Source organism: Sphingobacteriales bacterium, from assembly GCA_016719635.1.
Lineage (GTDB): Bacteria > Bacteroidota > Bacteroidia > Chitinophagales > JADIYW01 > JADJSS01.
In genome coordinates this window covers 250727-267670 of sequence record JADJYT010000003.1, presented here as the reverse complement: position 1 = coordinate 267670, position 16944 = coordinate 250727, and the positions used below count along the sequence as shown (strand labels likewise).

At 42.7% G+C, this 16944-nt stretch carries 17 protein-coding genes and 1 tRNA gene; 15 read left to right on the top strand and 3 right to left on the bottom strand.

Annotated elements, in window-relative coordinates; translation table 11 throughout:
• Positions 1–50: 50 nt before the first annotated feature.
• Positions 51–1526, top strand: coding sequence for a cellulase family glycosylhydrolase (locus IPM95_08075; protein MBK9329258.1), 1476 nt, complete (start codon positions 51–53; stop codon positions 1524–1526).
• A gap of 30 nt (positions 1527–1556) precedes the next feature.
• Here the strand turns inward: IPM95_08075 and IPM95_08070 are convergent, their stop codons facing one another.
• Both IPM95_08070 and IPM95_08065 read right to left on the bottom strand, forming a co-directional pair.
• Positions 1557–2441: a 4-hydroxy-tetrahydrodipicolinate synthase gene (locus IPM95_08070; GenBank protein ID MBK9329257.1), complete on the bottom strand. Its 885-nt coding sequence runs from the start codon at positions 2439–2441 to the stop codon at positions 1557–1559.
• A gap of 24 nt (positions 2442–2465) precedes the next feature.
• On the bottom strand, positions 2466–2984 hold the full coding sequence (locus IPM95_08065) for a hypothetical protein (GenBank protein ID MBK9329256.1): 519 nt from the start codon (positions 2982–2984) through the stop codon (positions 2466–2468).
• A 127-nt stretch (positions 2985–3111) separates the two neighbouring features.
• Between IPM95_08065 and IPM95_08060 the strand changes: the two genes are divergently transcribed.
• Positions 3112–3185, top strand: a tRNA-Asp gene (locus tag IPM95_08060).
• A gap of 29 nt (positions 3186–3214) precedes the next feature.
• On the opposite strand, the gene IPM95_08055 is transcribed toward IPM95_08060, so the two are convergent.
• The gene (locus tag IPM95_08055) at positions 3215–5392 is read right to left on the bottom strand and encodes a helix-turn-helix domain-containing protein (GenBank protein MBK9329255.1); all 2178 of its coding nucleotides are present in this window, start codon (positions 5390–5392) and stop codon (positions 3215–3217) included.
• 156 nt (positions 5393–5548) lie between these two features.
• Between IPM95_08055 and IPM95_08050 the strand changes: the two genes are divergently transcribed.
• The 13 genes from IPM95_08050 to nuoL all read left to right on the top strand — a co-directional run bounded on the left by IPM95_08050 (position 5549) and on the right by nuoL (position 16942).
• Complete coding sequence (locus IPM95_08050; protein MBK9329254.1) at positions 5549–5740, top strand: hypothetical protein; 192 nt, start codon at positions 5549–5551, stop codon at positions 5738–5740.
• A gap of 70 nt (positions 5741–5810) precedes the next feature.
• The gene (locus tag IPM95_08045; GenBank protein ID MBK9329253.1) at positions 5811–6365 is read left to right on the top strand and encodes an NADH-quinone oxidoreductase subunit B; all 555 of its coding nucleotides are present in this window, start codon (positions 5811–5813) and stop codon (positions 6363–6365) included.
• A gap of 67 nt (positions 6366–6432) precedes the next feature.
• Entirely contained in the window at positions 6433–6939 is a 507-nt protein-coding gene (locus IPM95_08040) for an NADH-quinone oxidoreductase subunit C (GenBank protein MBK9329252.1), read from the top strand.
• A 68-nt stretch (positions 6940–7007) separates the two neighbouring features.
• The gene (locus IPM95_08035; protein ID MBK9329251.1) at positions 7008–8201 is read left to right on the top strand and encodes an NADH-quinone oxidoreductase subunit D; all 1194 of its coding nucleotides are present in this window, start codon (positions 7008–7010) and stop codon (positions 8199–8201) included.
• A gap of 54 nt (positions 8202–8255) precedes the next feature.
• Positions 8256–8777, top strand: coding sequence for an NADH-quinone oxidoreductase subunit NuoE (gene nuoE / locus IPM95_08030; protein MBK9329250.1), 522 nt, complete (start codon positions 8256–8258; stop codon positions 8775–8777).
• A gap of 46 nt (positions 8778–8823) precedes the next feature.
• Positions 8824–10173: an NADH-quinone oxidoreductase subunit NuoF gene (gene nuoF, locus IPM95_08025; protein ID MBK9329249.1), complete on the top strand. Its 1350-nt coding sequence runs from the start codon at positions 8824–8826 to the stop codon at positions 10171–10173.
• Between the two features lie 270 nt (positions 10174–10443).
• A complete protein-coding gene (locus tag IPM95_08020; GenBank protein MBK9329248.1) occupies positions 10444–11469 on the top strand; it encodes a (2Fe-2S)-binding protein in 1026 nt (341 codons plus the stop codon).
• Positions 11469–12497, top strand: coding sequence for an NADH-quinone oxidoreductase subunit NuoH (gene nuoH / locus IPM95_08015; protein ID MBK9329247.1), 1029 nt, complete (start codon positions 11469–11471; stop codon positions 12495–12497). Before IPM95_08020 ends, nuoH begins: the two co-directional genes overlap by 1 nt.
• Positions 12498–12515: 18 nt before the next feature.
• Positions 12516–13127 carry an NADH-quinone oxidoreductase subunit I gene (locus IPM95_08010; protein ID MBK9329246.1) on the top strand — a complete coding sequence of 204 codons (612 nt, stop codon included), beginning with the start codon at positions 12516–12518 and terminating at the stop codon, positions 13125–13127.
• 102 nt (positions 13128–13229) lie between these two features.
• Complete coding sequence (locus IPM95_08005; GenBank protein MBK9329245.1) at positions 13230–13733, top strand: NADH-quinone oxidoreductase subunit J; 504 nt, start codon at positions 13230–13232, stop codon at positions 13731–13733.
• Between the two features lie 72 nt (positions 13734–13805).
• Positions 13806–14126, top strand: a complete 321-nt coding sequence (gene nuoK / locus IPM95_08000; protein ID MBK9329244.1) for an NADH-quinone oxidoreductase subunit NuoK — start codon at positions 13806–13808, stop codon at positions 14124–14126.
• 25 nt (positions 14127–14151) lie between these two features.
• Positions 14152–15033 (top strand): OmpA family protein, encoded by an 882-nt coding sequence (locus IPM95_07995; protein MBK9329243.1) that lies wholly within the window; start codon positions 14152–14154, stop codon positions 15031–15033.
• A 7-nt stretch (positions 15034–15040) separates the two neighbouring features.
• Positions 15041–16942: an NADH-quinone oxidoreductase subunit L gene (nuoL, locus tag IPM95_07990; GenBank protein MBK9329242.1), complete on the top strand. Its 1902-nt coding sequence runs from the start codon at positions 15041–15043 to the stop codon at positions 16940–16942.
• Positions 16943–16944 lie beyond the last annotated feature (2 nt).

Sequence of the window (16944 nt, the reverse complement as noted above, 5' to 3'; positions counted from 1 at the left end):
CCCGCAATTTGCGGGGGTATTTTTTATTTAAAATCTTTTAGATTTACGGTATGAAATGGAAGATAACTGCAATGTTGTGCTCCGCAATGTTGATTTCCTGCACTAAGAATACTGCGGATGATTTTACAGTGCAAAATAATTGGAATATTAACTGGATAGATGTACGTGACCGGCAGTTTTATGATGAACAGGGAAGAACCATACAGTTGCGTGGAATCAATGCCCGTCTGGACGGATTGTTTGATGTGGTTCATGCTGACGGAAGAACCGCTAATGAAATTATTCCGGAAACGACAGAAGAGGATATAAAAGGGATGGCAGCCATGGGATTTAATCTGCTTCGGCTGCCAATAAACTGGAGCGCTTACGAACCGGAACGCAATGAAATTAACCACGCTTATATAGACAGAATAAAGGAAGTGGTTGGCTGGTGTAAGGATGCCGGAATCTATGTCCAGATTGACTGGCACAGCGATGCCTACAGCAAGGAAATGGGAGAGGACGGAGCGCCTTATTGGGCAATATTTCCCGCGGCTTTCCCAAAAGCAGAGGGTATCATTGATTTTGATGACCTCTTTGCCTTTAGGGCAAATCCGTTTGTCTTTTTAGCCTTTCATAATTTCTTTATCAACTATGACGGGTATCAGGATGAGTTTCTCGATGTGTGGAAAGATATTATACGGGAGTTTAAAGAGGAGAATGCCGTTATCGGATTTGAACCGGCGAATGAGCCTATCTGTTCGGCAGCCGGCCTGAGTGATGCTGTCTTAATGAGGTTTTATGAAAGATGTTCCCGTTCAATGCGAAGTATAGATACAAGGCATTCATTATGGTTAGAACCTGATGCTATCCGTAATTTTACGGAGGTCTCTCCATTGCTTACTACTCCATTTATAGATAATAAGGTTGTCTATTGTCCGCATTATTATCCCAATCTGACACAAGGAGCCAGTTATGCAAAAGTAGATGTTTGGAAGCAGGTAATGAAAAAAGCTATGGACAGGATAGTGCTGGAGGGACAAAGCTGGAATGCGCCGGTTTGTATGAATGAGTGGGGTATGAATCCGTCCAGAGAAGCCGGTGCCGCCTATGTTGTAGCTTTCAAAGAAATGGCCGAAGACAGAAATATTCACCATGCATTCTGGCTCTGGAAAGAGCCGCTGCCGGGTACTTCCGGTAAGGATGGTAACTGGGGGTTCTATGAACATATCAGCGGTAATAAACAATGGGCGGAGCGGACAGAAGCTAAAAACTTATTTGCTGTTCCGTATGCCATGGCTATACCGGGAATACTGATAGATCATCGGTTTGATTTGACAGCCAATAGCTTAAGATTTACCTTTGAGAGCAATCATTCTTCTTCCGGCCCTGTAATATATATTCCGGATAACCGGTATTCAAATGGCTTTGAAATAAGATTGAACGGAGTTAAAGTGAAATATGAAAAAGATGAATACGGGAGGGTTGCTGTAGGATGGAATCCTTTCATCTCCGATAAGGTAATTATAGAAGTGGTGCCCAATTGATAAAGAGATTGAACAGATTAATCAAGATAGTTATACAGCCGCAAACAGACCGTCCAGTTTTTTGCCAATTTTTTGACGCAGTTCAATGTTGACCGGCATCAGCGGTAGGCGAACAAAATCGTCACAAACACCCAGGTGTTTCAAAGCTGCCTTCACACCTGCAGGATTGCCCTGTTCAAACAAATAGGTAATCAGCTCGTCCAATGCATAGACAGTCTTGCGTGCGGAAGCATAATCCCCATTTAACGCCTGATGCACCATGTCAGAGAAATGTTTAGGAGTGGCATTGGCAATCACTGAAATGACTCCGTCATAGCCTATCGATATTTGGGGAACTATCAGATCGTCGTTACCGCTGATAAGCAGAAAATCAACAGGTTTTTCCCTTGCCAGCCAGAACAGCTGCATCCAGTCGTTGCTCGCTTCCTTAATGCCAATGATATTTTTGAATTCATGAGCGAGTTGCAGGGTTGTACTTGCCCGGATATTAGAAGCTGTTCTTCCCGGTACATTATAGAGTATAATTGGTAAGTTCGTATTATTGGCTATAGCCTTGTAATGCTCGAAAATGCCTTCCTGTGTCGGTTTGTTATAATATGGACTTACCGATAAAACAGCATTAACACCGGTCAGGTCATATTTATTTATGTCATCAATGATATTCTTTGTATCGTTTCCGCCAAAACCTGCAACGACCGGAACACGTTTATTCGTTACATCCACGCATGCCTTTATGAGGTCTTGTTTTTCGTTTTTACTGAGGGTAACCGATTCTCCCGTTGTGCCCAGTACGACGACATAATCCACTCCGCCATCAATAACATAGTTGACGACTTTCTCAAACTCCGCAAAATTGACTTCTTTCTGCTCATTAAATGGTGTTACCAATGCCACACCAACACCCTTAAAATTCAATGTACTCATATTCTGTGTGAAAATCTATTTTAAGTAATGCTCTAAGTTCTGAATTAAGTTAGAAATTTCCTTATTTTCTTTAGAAATTAATATTAAATCATAGTTAGCAATGTCTGCATCTGACCGGAACCCAATGCGGAATTTTGCAGATGAAACGGCGCAAATATATTCGAACGGCAAACATTCTTCCGTGTGGAAATTGATAACTAAATCAAATATGGAATGTATAAAAGATTCAGAAATGCTGCCACAGGGTTTTCCGTACCAGCTTACATCTTTATTGGTGATAAATGGAAAAGGGAATACAAATCCCAATTCGCTTTTTGGTATGTAGCCAAGCACTTCTACTTCTTTGCCGGCATTCTTTAATTTTTGACTGAATGCTAAAATGATATCGTTGATACGTATATTGTCTGCATAAAATAGAATGCCGATTTTTTGAGCGTTCAACAAAGAAACCGGCTGATGTTCTCTAACTGCAGGTCTTTTAAACTTCAGAAAAAAATAAAAAAAGAAGCGTATTATCTCAGAAAAGAATGACATAAAACAAAGGTAGTATTTTATGATTTGATAAACGAATACTTTCAAATTCATTACTTGTTGGAAAAAACTTAGGAAAGAAGGAGCAAAAAATGAAAAAGTTTGTATATTTGCACTCGCTTTTAAAGCAGGTTCGGTAGTTCAGTTGGTTAGAATACGTGCCTGTCACGCACGGGGTCGCGGGTTCGAGTCCCGTCCGGACCGCTAAGTCCTCGAAATTTCGAGGACTTTTTTTATTTCTCTTTATTCAGCCATACCACTGCCATTCTCAGTCGTCCGTAGGAAAACCGGTCGCCGAAATGTTGTTTTAGCGGCGTAACTGAAAATCCGGAAATTTGTTTCATTTCAGCTTTTATAGCTTGTAAATCTTCTTCCTTTAAAAAATCATGAATGTCAATTTCACCGCCAGATACGAATTCTGCCAGATGCCCCTCTATGGTAGATAGTGCCATGTTGCGTACTTCGGCTATCTGTTTTGCGGTTTTACCATCTTTATATAGTCGCAGGCTTTCCCGCTGCGAAGCTCCCTTTTCCTGTTTTTTTTGCAGAAGCTCCCTGATTTCCGTATTTTCCTTATTGTAAAAGGATGCTCCTTCATAAAATGCTGTGTCGCCGAACTGCAACTTTTCTATTACCTGTAATTTGGAAATGAAAGCCAGTTCGAGTTCCTCCGCCTTTTTCAAAAAGCCGCGAACACCTTTCTTATGGTGCATGGTAACAATCATGCCATCTAACGGTTTGATGATTTGGCTGGTCAGTTGGTTTCCAAAGTATTGGATGGATTTCAGGGTGCGCTCCTGTAGAAGCAATTGGTATTCCGGTTGGTCTATATGTTTCAGTATTTCCTGTAGCTGAATGGAAAACTTAGCTGCCGTTTCTTTTAACTCCCGGATGGATTGGGTGATGGCTTTTATCAGTATGAGTACCGTCTCTTTTTCCGGAATCCGTTTTTCTTCTGCAAAATCTGAAAATTCATGGACGAGATCCACCATTTTGGTCCAGTCAAAGGCTTTTATCAGCTGTATTTTGGCAAACTCCATTTTATGAAAAGGAAGCGTGCGAATCAACTCATCTTCACCCGTTAGTTGATTTTCCGTAAAGTTGATGATTCGCTCGTCACTCATAATTGCATCCTGTGTAATGCGCGTCATCAGAAACAGTCCGTCCAGTGTCCTGCAACGGCTAAGTGCCACATAAACCTGTCCGGCAGCAAACGCTTGTCCGGTGTCTATCACGGCTTTGTCGAATGTCAGCCCCTGGCTTTTATGTATGGTGATGGCCCATGCCAGGCGGATGGGATATTGTGTGAAACTGCCTATTTTTTCTTCTTCTATCTTGTCAGCAGCCGGATTGTAGTTGTAACGGATGTTTTCCCAGGTTTCCTTGTCTACCGTATATTCTATGTCATCCTCCAGGAATTTTACAGTAATGACATCATCTGAAAGGTTGGTGACCGTAGCCAGTTTTCCGTTATAGTATCGCTTCTCGTGGCTACTGTCATTTTTGATAAACATCACCTGAGCACCTCTCTTTAGATTCAGGTTCATTTCTGTAGGCAATGCCTTATCGTTGAAATCGCCTTCCAGAGTACCGGAGAAACCAACCGCCTCTCCATCCAGTCTGGCAAGCTGTGATTGATTGATTTTGTCTGCTTTCCAGTTGTGGGTGGTTAAGGTGATGGATTCATCCAGGTCATTCAGCAGCTCTGGCTGATAGCGGTCATTTAACAGATAGAAATCATCTTCTGTCATCTCGTTGTTGCGCACCTTATTCAGTAGCCGGATGAATTTTTCTTCACTCTGGCGGTATATTTTGGTAAATTCTATATGCACGAAGTGGCATTCTTTCATCACCTGTGCACTGAAGAAAAAGGGTGTTTCATAAAAATCATTTAACAGCCGCCATTCATCGTCAACAGCCACAGGCGGAAGTTGAAATAAATCGCCGATAAATAATACCTGAACACCTCCGAACGCTTCCGACTGATTCCTGCGAACGGTTCTTAATATGGTGTCGATACAATCCAGCGTATCGCAGCGCAGCATACTGACTTCATCAATTATCAGCAGTTCCAGCTCTTTAAGCAACTGGATTTTAGCTTTGCTGAGTTTAAGGTTTTCAAAAAGAGAATGCAGGTTGGTGGAATTGGAGGAGACCCGTTGTTTGGTGGGCAGAAATGGCCCGAAAGGCAACTGAAACAGGGAGTGCAGTGTCATTCCGCCTGCATTAATGGCAGCCACGCCTGTCGGGGCTGCGACAACGGTGTTTTTAACCGCATTATGTTGTATGGATTTTAAAAAAGTGGTTTTTCCGGTTCCCGCCTTTCCCGTAACAAACACATTCACAAAGGTTTTTAAGACATATTCATAAGCAAGCCGTTGCGCGGCATCCGTAATTTCATTCTCGTACATAAGGACAAATTTAATCGTTTACAATTCATTTTACTATTGAGAGACAAAAGGTGGATAATTTCCATAATAGGATATTAACATTAACCGTTTCGTGATAAAAATCATCTGGCTATTTTGAAACTTAATACTATATTTGCGTGTCTTCAAATCGTAAAAATGCTTTTAGCCAGCCAGATATTAGTTTTTCTGCCAATTGTCATGATGTTCCTGGTGGCTTTGGGTTTTGTCGGCCTCGTGATGGGGGTGACGCACTGGATGGGACCTCACCATAAATCCAAAACAAAACTGGAGGGGGTTTTTCTATATCATCAAGAAAGGGGCACTGAAATGGGAATAGAAATAAAGTAGTATTCAGTATGCAGTCTTTAAGTAAGCAGTATAACTGCAAACTGCCTACCCGCTACTAAATACTTTAAAAATGAGTACAACAGCGATAGATATTCACCCGGCATACAAACCTGAAGGATTGGAAGGGCAGGGATTCTTTGCCACCTCTTTGGATAAAGTGGTGGGATTGGCAAGGGCTAACTCCTTATGGCCATTGCCGTTTGCAACATCGTGTTGTGGAATTGAATTTATGGCTACCATGGCGGCTCATTACGATTTGGCTCGGTTCGGATCTGAGCGTTTGAGCTTTTCTCCCCGTCAGGCAGATTTATTAATGGTGATGGGTACCATCTCCAAGAAAATGGGGCCGGTACTGCGTCAGGTATACGAGCAGATGGCAGAACCTAAATGGGTGCTGAGTATGGGTGCCTGTGCCAGCAGTGGCGGAATCTTCGATACTTATAGCGTATTGCAGGGAATTGACAGGATTATTCCGGTGGATGTTTATATTCCTGGCTGCCCGCCGCGTCCGGAGCAGGTACTCGATGGAATATTAAAAATACAGGAGTTGGCAAAAAGTGAGGAACGCAGAAGAAGGGATTCTCCGGAGTACAAAGCGATGTTGGCTCAATACGGAATAGAATAGAGGGTAAACAGTTCGCGTAGTATGTAGTGTTTCTGCTTACTGCCTGCTAAATACTTAATACTGAAAGATGAGTGAATTGTTAGATATAGTAAAAGATAAACTTCAGCAAAGATTTGATGGTGGCCTGCTGGCATACGAACTCCAATACGATATTCCTGTTTTTATAGTTAAAAAAGATCTTATCAAAGAGGTGCTCGTCTTTCTGAAAGAAGATAAAGAACTGAATTTTCATTTCCTGACTACCTTATGCGGATTACATTATCCTGAAAATCTGCAGGATAAGGAGTTTGGGTTGATGTATCAGTTGCATAATATGCCTAAAAATTGGAGAGTTCGTATCAAAACGTTCATGAGCAGGGAAGATATGAATGTGCCGACGTTGACGGATGTCTGGAAGACTGCCAACTGGATGGAAAGACAGGAGTATGATTTTTTTGGATTCAATTTTATCGGACATCCGAATTTGAGACGAATCCTCAATATGGACGAAATGAATTATTTCCCGATGCGAAAGGAATACCCACTGGAAGATTTGCAGCGGGAAGATAAAAATGATAAGATGTTTGGACGGTAAACAAGCTTTATTCCGAACAAAGTGAGGAAAATTTAAATAAAACTCAGAATACTACTGACTATTGACTGATGAATAATACAAGTTCTACATACGAAAAAAAGCAATATTCTACGCTGAACCTTGGCCCAACGCACCCGGCCACGCACGGTATATTTCAGAATGTATTGACGATGGATGGGGAAGTGATCGTGGATGCGGTTTCAACCATAGGTTATATCCACCGGGCATTTGAAAAATTATCCGAACGGAGGCCCTATAATCAGATTACACCTATTACCGACCGGTTGAACTATTGTTCTTCTCCTATAAATAATATGGGATGGCATATGACGGTGGAGAAATTAATCGGTGCCGAAATTCCGAAACGTGCGCAATATATGCGTGTCATTATCATGGAGTTGTCCCGTATTGCGGATCATATTGTTTGTGATACGGTAATCGCCGTAGATACAGGTGCTATGACGGGATTCCTGCATTTGTTTCAATACAGGGAATGGATTTACGAAATCTTTGAAGAGATATGCGGTGCCAGACTCACTACCAACATCGGACGAATAGGCGGAATGGAAAGAGATTTCTCTCCAAAAGTATGGGATAAGATCCATCACTTTATGAAAGAGTTCCCGAAAGGATTGGCAGAGTTCCAGAAATTGGTGGACAGAAACCGCATTTTCATGGACAGAACCATCAATATTGGCGGTATTTCCGTAGAAGATGCATTGGATTATGGTTTCACCGGTCCAAATCTCCGGGCGGCCGGCTTGGATTATGATGTCCGTGTGGCGAATCCATATTCCTCCTACCAGGATTTTCAGTTTGACATTCCGGTGGGTACCAGTGGTGATACGTATGACCGGTATATGGTGCGTATGGAAGAGATGTGGCAAAGTATGCGCATTATTGAACAAGCCATTAAAAATATGCCGGATGGCAGTTATCATGCCGATTTGCCGGAGTTTTATCTGCCTCCCAAACAGGATGTGTACAGTAAAATGGAAGCCCTGATTTATCATTTTAAAATTGTGATGGGAGAAACGGCAGTTCCGAAAGGGGAAGTATACCACAGCGTGGAAGGCGGAAACGGAGAGTTGGGCTTTTATTTAATCAGTGACGGCGGACGTCAGCCATTTCGTTTGCATTTTCGCCGGCCCTGCTTTATCTATTATCAGGCTTATCCGAGCATGATACGCGGCGGTATGCTGAGTGATGCGATTTTGACGATGAGCAGCATGAATGTGATTGCAGGAGAATTAGACGCATAGCATCTATACCGAACGAAGTGAGGGATCTTTTTGAACTTAGAAGACTTTGAATTAATGACAACAGCGACAGACATAAAATTTTCAGACGAAGCACAACAAAAAGTGCAGGAGATTTTAAATCAATATCCTAAGGATAAAAGCAAATCAGCTTTGTTGCCTTTACTGCACCTGGCACAGGCTGAATTTGATGGCTGGTTGAGTGCACCAGTGATGGATTATGTGGCATCTATCTTGAACATACAACCGATAGAAGTATATGAAGTGGCTTCCTTTTATTCTATGTTTAATTTGAAACCGGTAGGCAAATACCTGATAGAAATCTGTCAGACGAGTTCCTGCTGGATGTGCGGCTCGGAAGATATAGTCAGATACCTGGAAAGTAAATTACAGGTGGAAGTCGGACAGCCCACTCAAGACGGTATGTTCCAAATCAAAACGGTGGAGTGTCTGGGTTCGTGCGGAACGGCGCCGATGTTTCAGATAGGGGATAAGTATTATGAAAACCTGACCTTTGATAAAATTGATACGATTTTAGAGGACTTAAGAAAAGAAAATAAACGAAGCAGATACGTATAACACATTACTGAATTGCTGAACCTGTTTAGCATCTATTGAATAAAACATGAGCAAAAAAATATTACTTACATACGATCATATACCGGGGATAAATACGTTAGAAGTTTACCGTCAGCACAATGGTTATAAATCACTGGAGAAGGCGCTGAAAACGATGAAGCCGGATGATGTGGTGGAGGAAGTAAAGAAATCAGGTTTGCGGGGCCGCGGAGGTGCAGGCTTTCCTACGGGTATGAAATGGAGTTTCCTCGCCAAACCGGAAGGCGTTCCCCGCCATCTGGTCTGTAATGCCGATGAATCTGAACCGGGAACGTTCAAAGACAGATACCTGATGGAGCGCATTCCTCATCTGTTATTGGAAGGAATGATTGTTTCAAGTTATGCTTTAGGTGCCAGTACTTCATACATCTACGTGCGGGGTGAATATTATTACATCATCAAGATTTTGCAAAACGCCATCAAGGAAGCCTATGCAGCCGGACTTTTGGGGAAAAATATTTTAGGTTCCGGCTACGATCTGGATTTATATGTACAACCCGGCGGTGGTGCCTATATATGTGGGGAAGAAACGGCGTTGCTGGAATCACTGGAAGGCAAAAGAGGAAATCCGAGACTGAAGCCACCTTTTCCGGCAGTAGCGGGTTTGTGGGGGCGTCCGACAGTAGTAAATAATGTAGAAACGATTGCTGCAGTGGTTCCAATCGTCAATGACGGCGGCGAGGCCTATGCTAAAATTGGTATTGGAAAATCCACAGGTACAAAATTGATTTCTGCTTCCGGCCATATCAATAAACCGGGAGTATATGAAATTGAATTAGGATTGCCGGTAGAGGAGTTTATTTACAGCGATGCATATTGCGGGGGTATCCGTAACGGGAAAAAGTTAAAGGCAGTGGTTGCCGGCGGTTCTTCCGTTCCGATTTTGCCTACAGAATTAATCTTAAAAACAGCTAAAGGTGAACCTCGTTTAATGACGTATGAATCCCTGAGTGACGGCGGCTTTGCAACCGGTACCATGTTGGGCTCCGGCGGATTTATAGCCATGGATGAAGATACTTCCATTGTAAAAAATCTGTTCACATTCGCCCGTTTCTATCATCATGAAAGCTGCGGTCAGTGTTCGCCGTGTCGTGAAGGAACCGGCTGGATGGAAAAAATCCTTCAAAAATTTATAGATGGTAAGGCAACCATGAAGGATATCGATTTATTGTGGGATGTGCAGTCGAAGATTGAAGGAAAAACAATTTGTCCCTTGGGTGAAGCGGCTGCCTGGCCGGTAGCTGCGGCAATTCGTCATTTCAGGCACGAATTTGAAGAGTATGTCCGCAATCCTCAATCCATTCATGATGTGAAACATTATTACAGATTAAATAATATTCAACAAGTAATAAGTTAAAATAAAGGTTTTTTGGGAAGGAAAAAAAAAAGGGGGGGCCGGGGCGGGCGGGGGGGTTGGGCCCCCCCCCCCTCCCCCGCGGGGGTGGGGGGGCCGGGGGGCGTGGGAAGTTTTTTTTTTAAGAGGGGGGGGGGGGGGGGGGGGGGGTATTTTTGGGGGGGGGGAGAAGGGAAAAAATTTGACCCCCCGTTGTGTGGAAACTTGAAGAAAAGCTATTAAAAAACAACTAAAAACTTATGGCTTTTTCATTCAAACTTATTAATTTTTAACATGGCAAAGGTAACCATAGACGATACAACCATCGAAGTTCCGGACGGCACCAGTATTCTGGCAGCGGCAAGAAGGATAGACGAGCAACACGGCACAAACATTGCACCGCCAACCATGTGTTATTATTCCAAGCTGAAAACCTCCGGTGGCTATTGCAGAACCTGTATCGTCACGGTGGAAAAAGGTTCGGAAAAAGATCCGCGTCCTATGCCGAAACCGGTTCCCAGTTGCAGAACAAACGTGATGGACGGTATGGTGGTGCGGAATACGACTTCCCCTGAATTACTTGAAGCCCGTGCCGGTGTGGTGGAGTTTTTACTGATCAACCACCCTTTGGATTGTCCGGTCTGCGACCAGGCTGGGGAATGTCATCTGCAGGATTTAAGCTATGAAAATGGCAAAGAAGGAACACGCTATGAATTTCAGCGCAGAGAGTTTGATCCAATCGATATAGGAAATAAGATCAAGCTGCACATGAACCGGTGTATTCTGTGTTACCGATGCGTGAAAACATGTGAGCAGATTACCGACGGCCGCGTTCATGGTGTGATTAATCGTGGCGACCACGCTGAAATTTCTACCTATATCGAAAAGGCGATTGAAAATGATTTTTCCGGAAATGTGATTGATGTTTGTCCGGTAGGTGCATTAACGGACAGGACATTCCGTTTCAAAAGCCGTGTTTGGTTTACCAATCCGGTAGATGCGCACAGAGATTGCCCGAAATGTTCCGGCAAGGTCCGCTTGTGGATGAAAGGAGAGGATGTATTGCGTGTTACCGCCCGCAAAGACAGGTGGGGAGAAGTGGAGGAATTTATCTGTAATGATTGTCGCTTTGATAAAAAACAGGTGAAAGACTGGACGATAGAAGGACCGAGTAAAGTAAGCCATCATTCCGTTATTTCTCAAAATCATTATGAGTTGAAAAAATTACAGATTGGTGTTTATAAACACATGCAAAAATTAGAAGGTAAAAAAGTGGATTTGGGCGAAGGTGCCTTGAATCCGAATAATATTGAAAAGTAATGGCGATATTTATCCTGTATAAAACTATTTTGGTACTGTTGGTATTCCTGATATCATTGGGTGTTGCAGCCTATTCAACGTATGCAGAAAGGAAAGTGGCGGCATTTATGCAGGATAGAATCGGTCCGGACAGAGCCGGTCCGTTTGGTATCCTGCAGCCGATGGCGGACGGTTTGAAGATGTTTATGAAAGAAGAAATCATTCCGACCGTATCTAATAAATTCTTGTTTATTTTAGGGCCGAGCCTGGCTATGCTCACCGCATTGATGACGGGCGTGGTGGTGCCGTGGGGCGGCAATATCAATATCGGCGATTATTCATTTCCATTGCAGATTGCGGATATCAATATCGGCATTCTCTATGTTTTTGGCGTGGTGTCTTTTGGCGTATATGGTATCATGATTGGCGGGTGGGCATCGAATAATAAATACTCCATGCTCGGTGCTTTGCGCGCTTCCTCTCAGATGATCAGCTATGAAATCGCTATGGGTTTAGCCCTGGTGGCGTTGATAATGAAAACAGGTTCCTTGAGCCTGGGTGAAATCGTGCGGCAGCAGGATGGAACCATGTGGAATGTCGTTTATCAGCCGTTGGGATTTTTAATCTTTCTGATATGTGCATTTGCAGAAACGAATCGGGCTCCTTTTGACTTGCCGGAATGTGAAACGGAACTGGTAGGCGGTTATCATACCGAATATTCATCCATGAAACTCGGTTTTTATCTGTTTGCGGAATACATCAACATATTTATCTCGTCTGCGATTATCTCTTCGCTGTATTTCGGTGGCTATAATATTCCGTTTCAAAATCATTTACCGATAGACGGAAATGTCTTGTCTATATTGCAATTTGCATTCTTCTTTGGGAAAATCATCTTCTTTATCTTCTTTTTTATGTGGGTGAGATGGACGATTCCAAGGTTCAGGTATGACCAGCTGATGAATTTAGGTTGGAAAATTTTAATTCCTTTGGCAATATTCAATATTCTGGCAACAGGTGTGCTGATGTATGCGTTGGGAAAGGTTTAGTATGAATAAAAGTAGCGTATGCAACTTACGAACAGAAAAAAGGTAGTAGTAAAAAAAGAAATGAGCCTGGTAGAGCAGTTATACCTGCCTGCCATAGCAAATGGTATGACTATTACGTTCAGGCATTTATTTAAAAAACCGGCTACTGTCAGATATCCGGAAGTAAAAAGAGAAATCTCCGGCACCTACAGGGGGCAGCATGTACTGAAAAGAGATGAAAACGGTGCTGAACGCTGTACGGCCTGCGGATTGTGCGCAGTGGCCTGCCCGGCAGAAGCCATTACGATGGATGCAGCAGAACGCAGGAAAGGGGATGAGCATTTATACAGGGAAGAAAAGTATGCGGCTGTTTATGAAATCAATATGCTGAGATGTATTTTCTGCGGGTTGTGTGAAGAAGCATGTCCGAAAGAAGCCATCTTCCTGACGGACAGGATAGTTCCCGTTTCAGGTAACAGAAAAGATATGGTATATGGCAAAGATAAACTGGTGGAAGATGTAAATCATCCAATCGATTTATCGGAAAGGCAAACACCGGAAGTAGTGGAGTTTAAAAAAGACAAAACTAAATATCATAATCAAACCTGGAAAGACAGGGGAAACTTATTAAACGAAAACAAACATCATTAAATAGGTCATTGCGAGGAACGAAGTAATCAGCAAACACATTAAATAACAATAATGAAATGAAAAATAAATCTCAAATCTCACATCTCAAATCTCACATCTGATATGCATCTATCGCAGTATTTATTTTTCTTTTTATCCTTTGTGGCTGTGCTGAGTGCGCTTATGGTCATATTCGATAAAAATCCGGTACACTCTGTTTTGTATTTGGTGGTCACTTTTTTCGCCATCGCCGGCCATTTCCTGATTTTAAATGCACAGTTTCTTGCGGTAGTGCATATTATCGTATATGCCGGCGCTATCATGGTACTGTTTTTATATGTCATCATGATGTTGAATCTGAACAAAGAAATTGAACCGCATAAGAAAAATATACCGAAGGTCGCTGCTGCCGTCTCGGCCGGATTGTTGCTGGTTTGTCTTGTCGCCCTGTTGAAAGGGGCTGAAACAGGTATGCTTCCATCCGCACAAAACAGCAATATCGGGTTGGTGGAGAATCTAGGAAAAGTATTATTTAAGGAATATATGCTTCCGTTTGAAATTTCGTCGATACTTTTTTTGTCGGCCATGGTAGGAGCGGTGTTCCTGAGTAAAAAAGATATACATTGATGACAGGTGAATGTTACAGGCAGGCTATAAACAGCGGTAATAACTTGTGACATATAACGATAATTAAATAAAATGAAAGAAGTAATAATAGGTATTCCGATTCAGTGGTACATTTATCTCGCTGTAACACTTTTCTGTATTGGCGTATTAGGCGTTCTGTTCAGACGAAATGCCATTATCATTTTCATGTGTATTGAGCTGATGCTGAATGCCGTCAACTTGCTGATGGTGGCTTTTTCCAGATACCTGGGCGACAGCAGCGGACAGGTGTTCGTGTTCTTCATTATGGTAGTGGCTGCAGCGGAAGTGGCGGTAGGTTTGGCTATTTTGATGATGATATACCGGAATACCAAATCGACCGATATTGATGCATTAAATAAACTGAAGTGGTAATTCATAAATCATATAATTATAAGTTATGAAAAAAGTTGGAATTGTATTGATAGCATTGATTGCCTTGTCTTCCTGTGTAAGCAAGAAGAAGTTTCAGGCGACTCAGCTGGATAAGGATAAACTCGAGCAGGCTCTGCGCCAGACAACGTCTGATCTTGCTGAGTGTGAGAAAAAGTTTGGTCAGAAATCCGGTGATTATGATGCACTGTCGGCAGAATTGGCTAAAGCAAAATCGAAAATCGAAGAGCTGTTGAAAGAAGTGGACTTTCAGAAATCTACTAATGGTAAATTGCTTGATCAGCTGACAAATTTGTCCGTTATCAGCAAGGAAGGAGCGGAAAGCATCAAAAAATCACTGGAAACGATTGATAAACAAAGCAGGGATATCAGCTTGTTGAATGCCCAGATCCGTTCTAAGGATTCATTGAATCTGGTCTTGGTGTTGAATTTAAAACGTTCCCTGGTAGATGTGAATGATACCGATGTGAACGTGAGAGTGGACAAAGGAGTGGTGTTGATTTCATTGTCAGATGGAATGCTCTATAAATCCGGCAGTGCTGAAATATCATCGAGAGCGGGCGCCATTCTGGAGAAAATTTCAAGGGTGATCAACGATTACAAAACCTTTGATGTGCTGATTGAAGGAAATACCGACAATGTTCAGATTGCCACTGCCTGTATGGCGGACAACTGGGATTGGAGTGTAAAACGCGCCACTTGCGTTGCACGTGGATTGCAGTTGAAAGACGGCGTCGATCCGGGCAGAATGATTGCCGGCGGCCGTTCCGAATATTATCCTAAAGTGGCCAATGATACGCCTGCGAACAGAACAGTCAACCGACGTACGGAGATTATCATCATGCCAAAACTGGATGAGTTTTTTAAATTGTTAGAAGTAAAACAATAACAGGTTCATGCAGCAATTAGTCTATCTTATTCCTTTATTTCCGTTGGTGAGTTTTACCATCATCTCTTTGTTGGGCAAAAAATTACCAAAGCATATCACCACCTATCTGGCACCCGGAAGTATACTGGCTTCTTTCCTTGTAGCAGTACTGCTTTTCTTTTCTCAGCTTTCTGACAATCAGGCCGTCACCGTGCCTTTGATGAACTGGATAAGTGTAGGAGATTTTCATGCAGACTTTTCATTTTTGGTAGATTCATTGTCTGTCATTTTTCTGCTGGTTATCACAGGAGTCGGATTTCTGATTCATGTCTATTCCGCCGGATACATGCACGATGAGAAAGATTACAACCGCTATTTTTCCTATCTGAACCTTTTTGTCTTCTTTATGCTTTTACTGGTATTGGGAGATAACTTCCTGCTGATGTTTGTAGGATGGGAAGGGGTTGGGCTTTGCTCTTATCTTTTAATTGGATTTTGGTTTAAAAATATCAGATACAGCAACGCTGCTAATAAAGCATTTATCATGAACCGCATCGGTGATTTGGGGTTCCTGCTGGGTATCATCCTCACGTTCGGCGTTTTTGGCAGTATCAATTATCACCATGTGTTTGGTGAGGTGGGTAATGTTGTGGTAGACGGAAAGCTGGTGACACTGATAACCATGTTGTTGTTTGTCGGTGCCATGGGTAAATCCGCACAGATACCATTATACACCTGGCTGCCGGATGCAATGGCTGGCCCGACACCCGTATCTGCCCTGATTCACGCTGCCACAATGGTGACAGCCGGAATTTATATGGTTGCCAGATGCGGAACCTTATTCAGCGCCGCGCCGCTGACGATGGAAATTATTTCCATCGTGGGAATTGCAACGGCTTTATTATCCGCCTCCATTGCCTTGTTTCAGAATGATATTAAAAAAGTGCTGGCATATTCGACGGTATCCCAGTTAGGACTGATATTCTGTGCATTGGGCGTTGGCGCATTTTCCGCCGGTGTATTTCACGTTGTCACGCATGCATTCTTTAAGGCCTTGCTATTCCTCGGTGCCGGCAGTGTGATTCACGGTATGAGCGGTGATCAGGATATACGCAATATGGGCGGATTGAAAAATAAAATGCCCCTTACCTACGTTACCTTCATGATAGCTGCCATAGCCATTGCAGGCATTCCGCCGTTTGCGGGTTTCTTCTCCAAAGACCAGATGCTGGCTGAACTGTTTGTACACAGTAAGATATTGTTTGCTTTGGCATTGCTGGTATCATTGATGACGGCTTTTTATATGTTCCGTTTGTTCTTCCTGACTTTCTTCGGGGAATTTCGGGGAAATGATATCCAGAAAAACCATGTACATGAATCGCCTAAAAGCATGACGGTTCCATTGATGGTTTTAGCGGGGCTTTCTGTTGTTGCCGGTTTTATTGGATTCCCGCATGAGCTTGGCCATGCATTGAATATCCATCATTGGCTGGATGGTTTCCTGGCCGCTTCTGTCCAAATGAATGAGGCTGAAATTTCGCTGAATACGGAATTACTTTTGATGGGCGTAACGGTGGTTCTGATTTTAGGAATCATACTATGGACCAGAATAATATTCATCGCGAAAAAACAAATCCCGCAGGATGATGATGCGCCGATATCCTTATTTAAGGAAATTATTTACCACAAATACTATATCGATGAGATTTATGAAGCGGTTGTTGTAAAGCCGTTGAATAGAATTGCCGGACTGTTGTACGGGTTTGTGGAGCGATCAGGGATTGATGCCATGGTAAATGGAATAGGCTCTTCCGTCGTGAACTGGAGCCAGTTATTAAGGCTGACACAAACGGGCAGTATAGGATTTTATGCTATTGCGATGGTGTTGAGTATGATAGGTTTGATATTATTAATGTTTATAAAAATTTAAAA

Bases quoted from the DNA above. Each gene is read 5' to 3' on its own strand.
- IPM95_08075 (MBK9329258.1), top strand. From the start codon at position 51: ATGAAATGGAAGATAACTGCAATGTTGTGCTCCGCAATGTTGATTTCC.
- IPM95_08065 (MBK9329256.1), bottom strand. From the start codon at position 2,984: ATGTCATTCTTTTCTGAGATAATACGCTTCTTTTTTTATTTTTTTCTG.
- IPM95_08055 (MBK9329255.1), bottom strand. From the start codon at position 5,392: ATGTACGAGAATGAAATTACGGATGCCGCGCAACGGCTTGCTTATGAA.
- IPM95_08050 (MBK9329254.1), top strand. From the start codon at position 5,549: ATGCTTTTAGCCAGCCAGATATTAGTTTTTCTGCCAATTGTCATGATG.
- IPM95_08045 (MBK9329253.1), top strand. From the start codon at position 5,811: ATGAGTACAACAGCGATAGATATTCACCCGGCATACAAACCTGAAGGA.
- IPM95_08040 (MBK9329252.1), top strand. From the start codon at position 6,433: ATGAGTGAATTGTTAGATATAGTAAAAGATAAACTTCAGCAAAGATTT.
- IPM95_08035 (MBK9329251.1), top strand. From the start codon at position 7,008: ATGAATAATACAAGTTCTACATACGAAAAAAAGCAATATTCTACGCTG.
- nuoE (MBK9329250.1), top strand. From the start codon at position 8,256: ATGACAACAGCGACAGACATAAAATTTTCAGACGAAGCACAACAAAAA.
- nuoF (MBK9329249.1), top strand. From the start codon at position 8,824: ATGAGCAAAAAAATATTACTTACATACGATCATATACCGGGGATAAAT.
- IPM95_08020 (MBK9329248.1), top strand. From the start codon at position 10,444: ATGGCAAAGGTAACCATAGACGATACAACCATCGAAGTTCCGGACGGC.
- nuoH (MBK9329247.1), top strand. From the start codon at position 11,469: ATGGCGATATTTATCCTGTATAAAACTATTTTGGTACTGTTGGTATTC.
- IPM95_08010 (MBK9329246.1), top strand. From the start codon at position 12,516: ATGCAACTTACGAACAGAAAAAAGGTAGTAGTAAAAAAAGAAATGAGC.
- IPM95_08005 (MBK9329245.1), top strand. From the start codon at position 13,230: ATGCATCTATCGCAGTATTTATTTTTCTTTTTATCCTTTGTGGCTGTG.
- nuoK (MBK9329244.1), top strand. From the start codon at position 13,806: ATGAAAGAAGTAATAATAGGTATTCCGATTCAGTGGTACATTTATCTC.
- IPM95_07995 (MBK9329243.1), top strand. From the start codon at position 14,152: ATGAAAAAAGTTGGAATTGTATTGATAGCATTGATTGCCTTGTCTTCC.
- nuoL (MBK9329242.1), top strand. From the start codon at position 15,041: ATGCAGCAATTAGTCTATCTTATTCCTTTATTTCCGTTGGTGAGTTTT.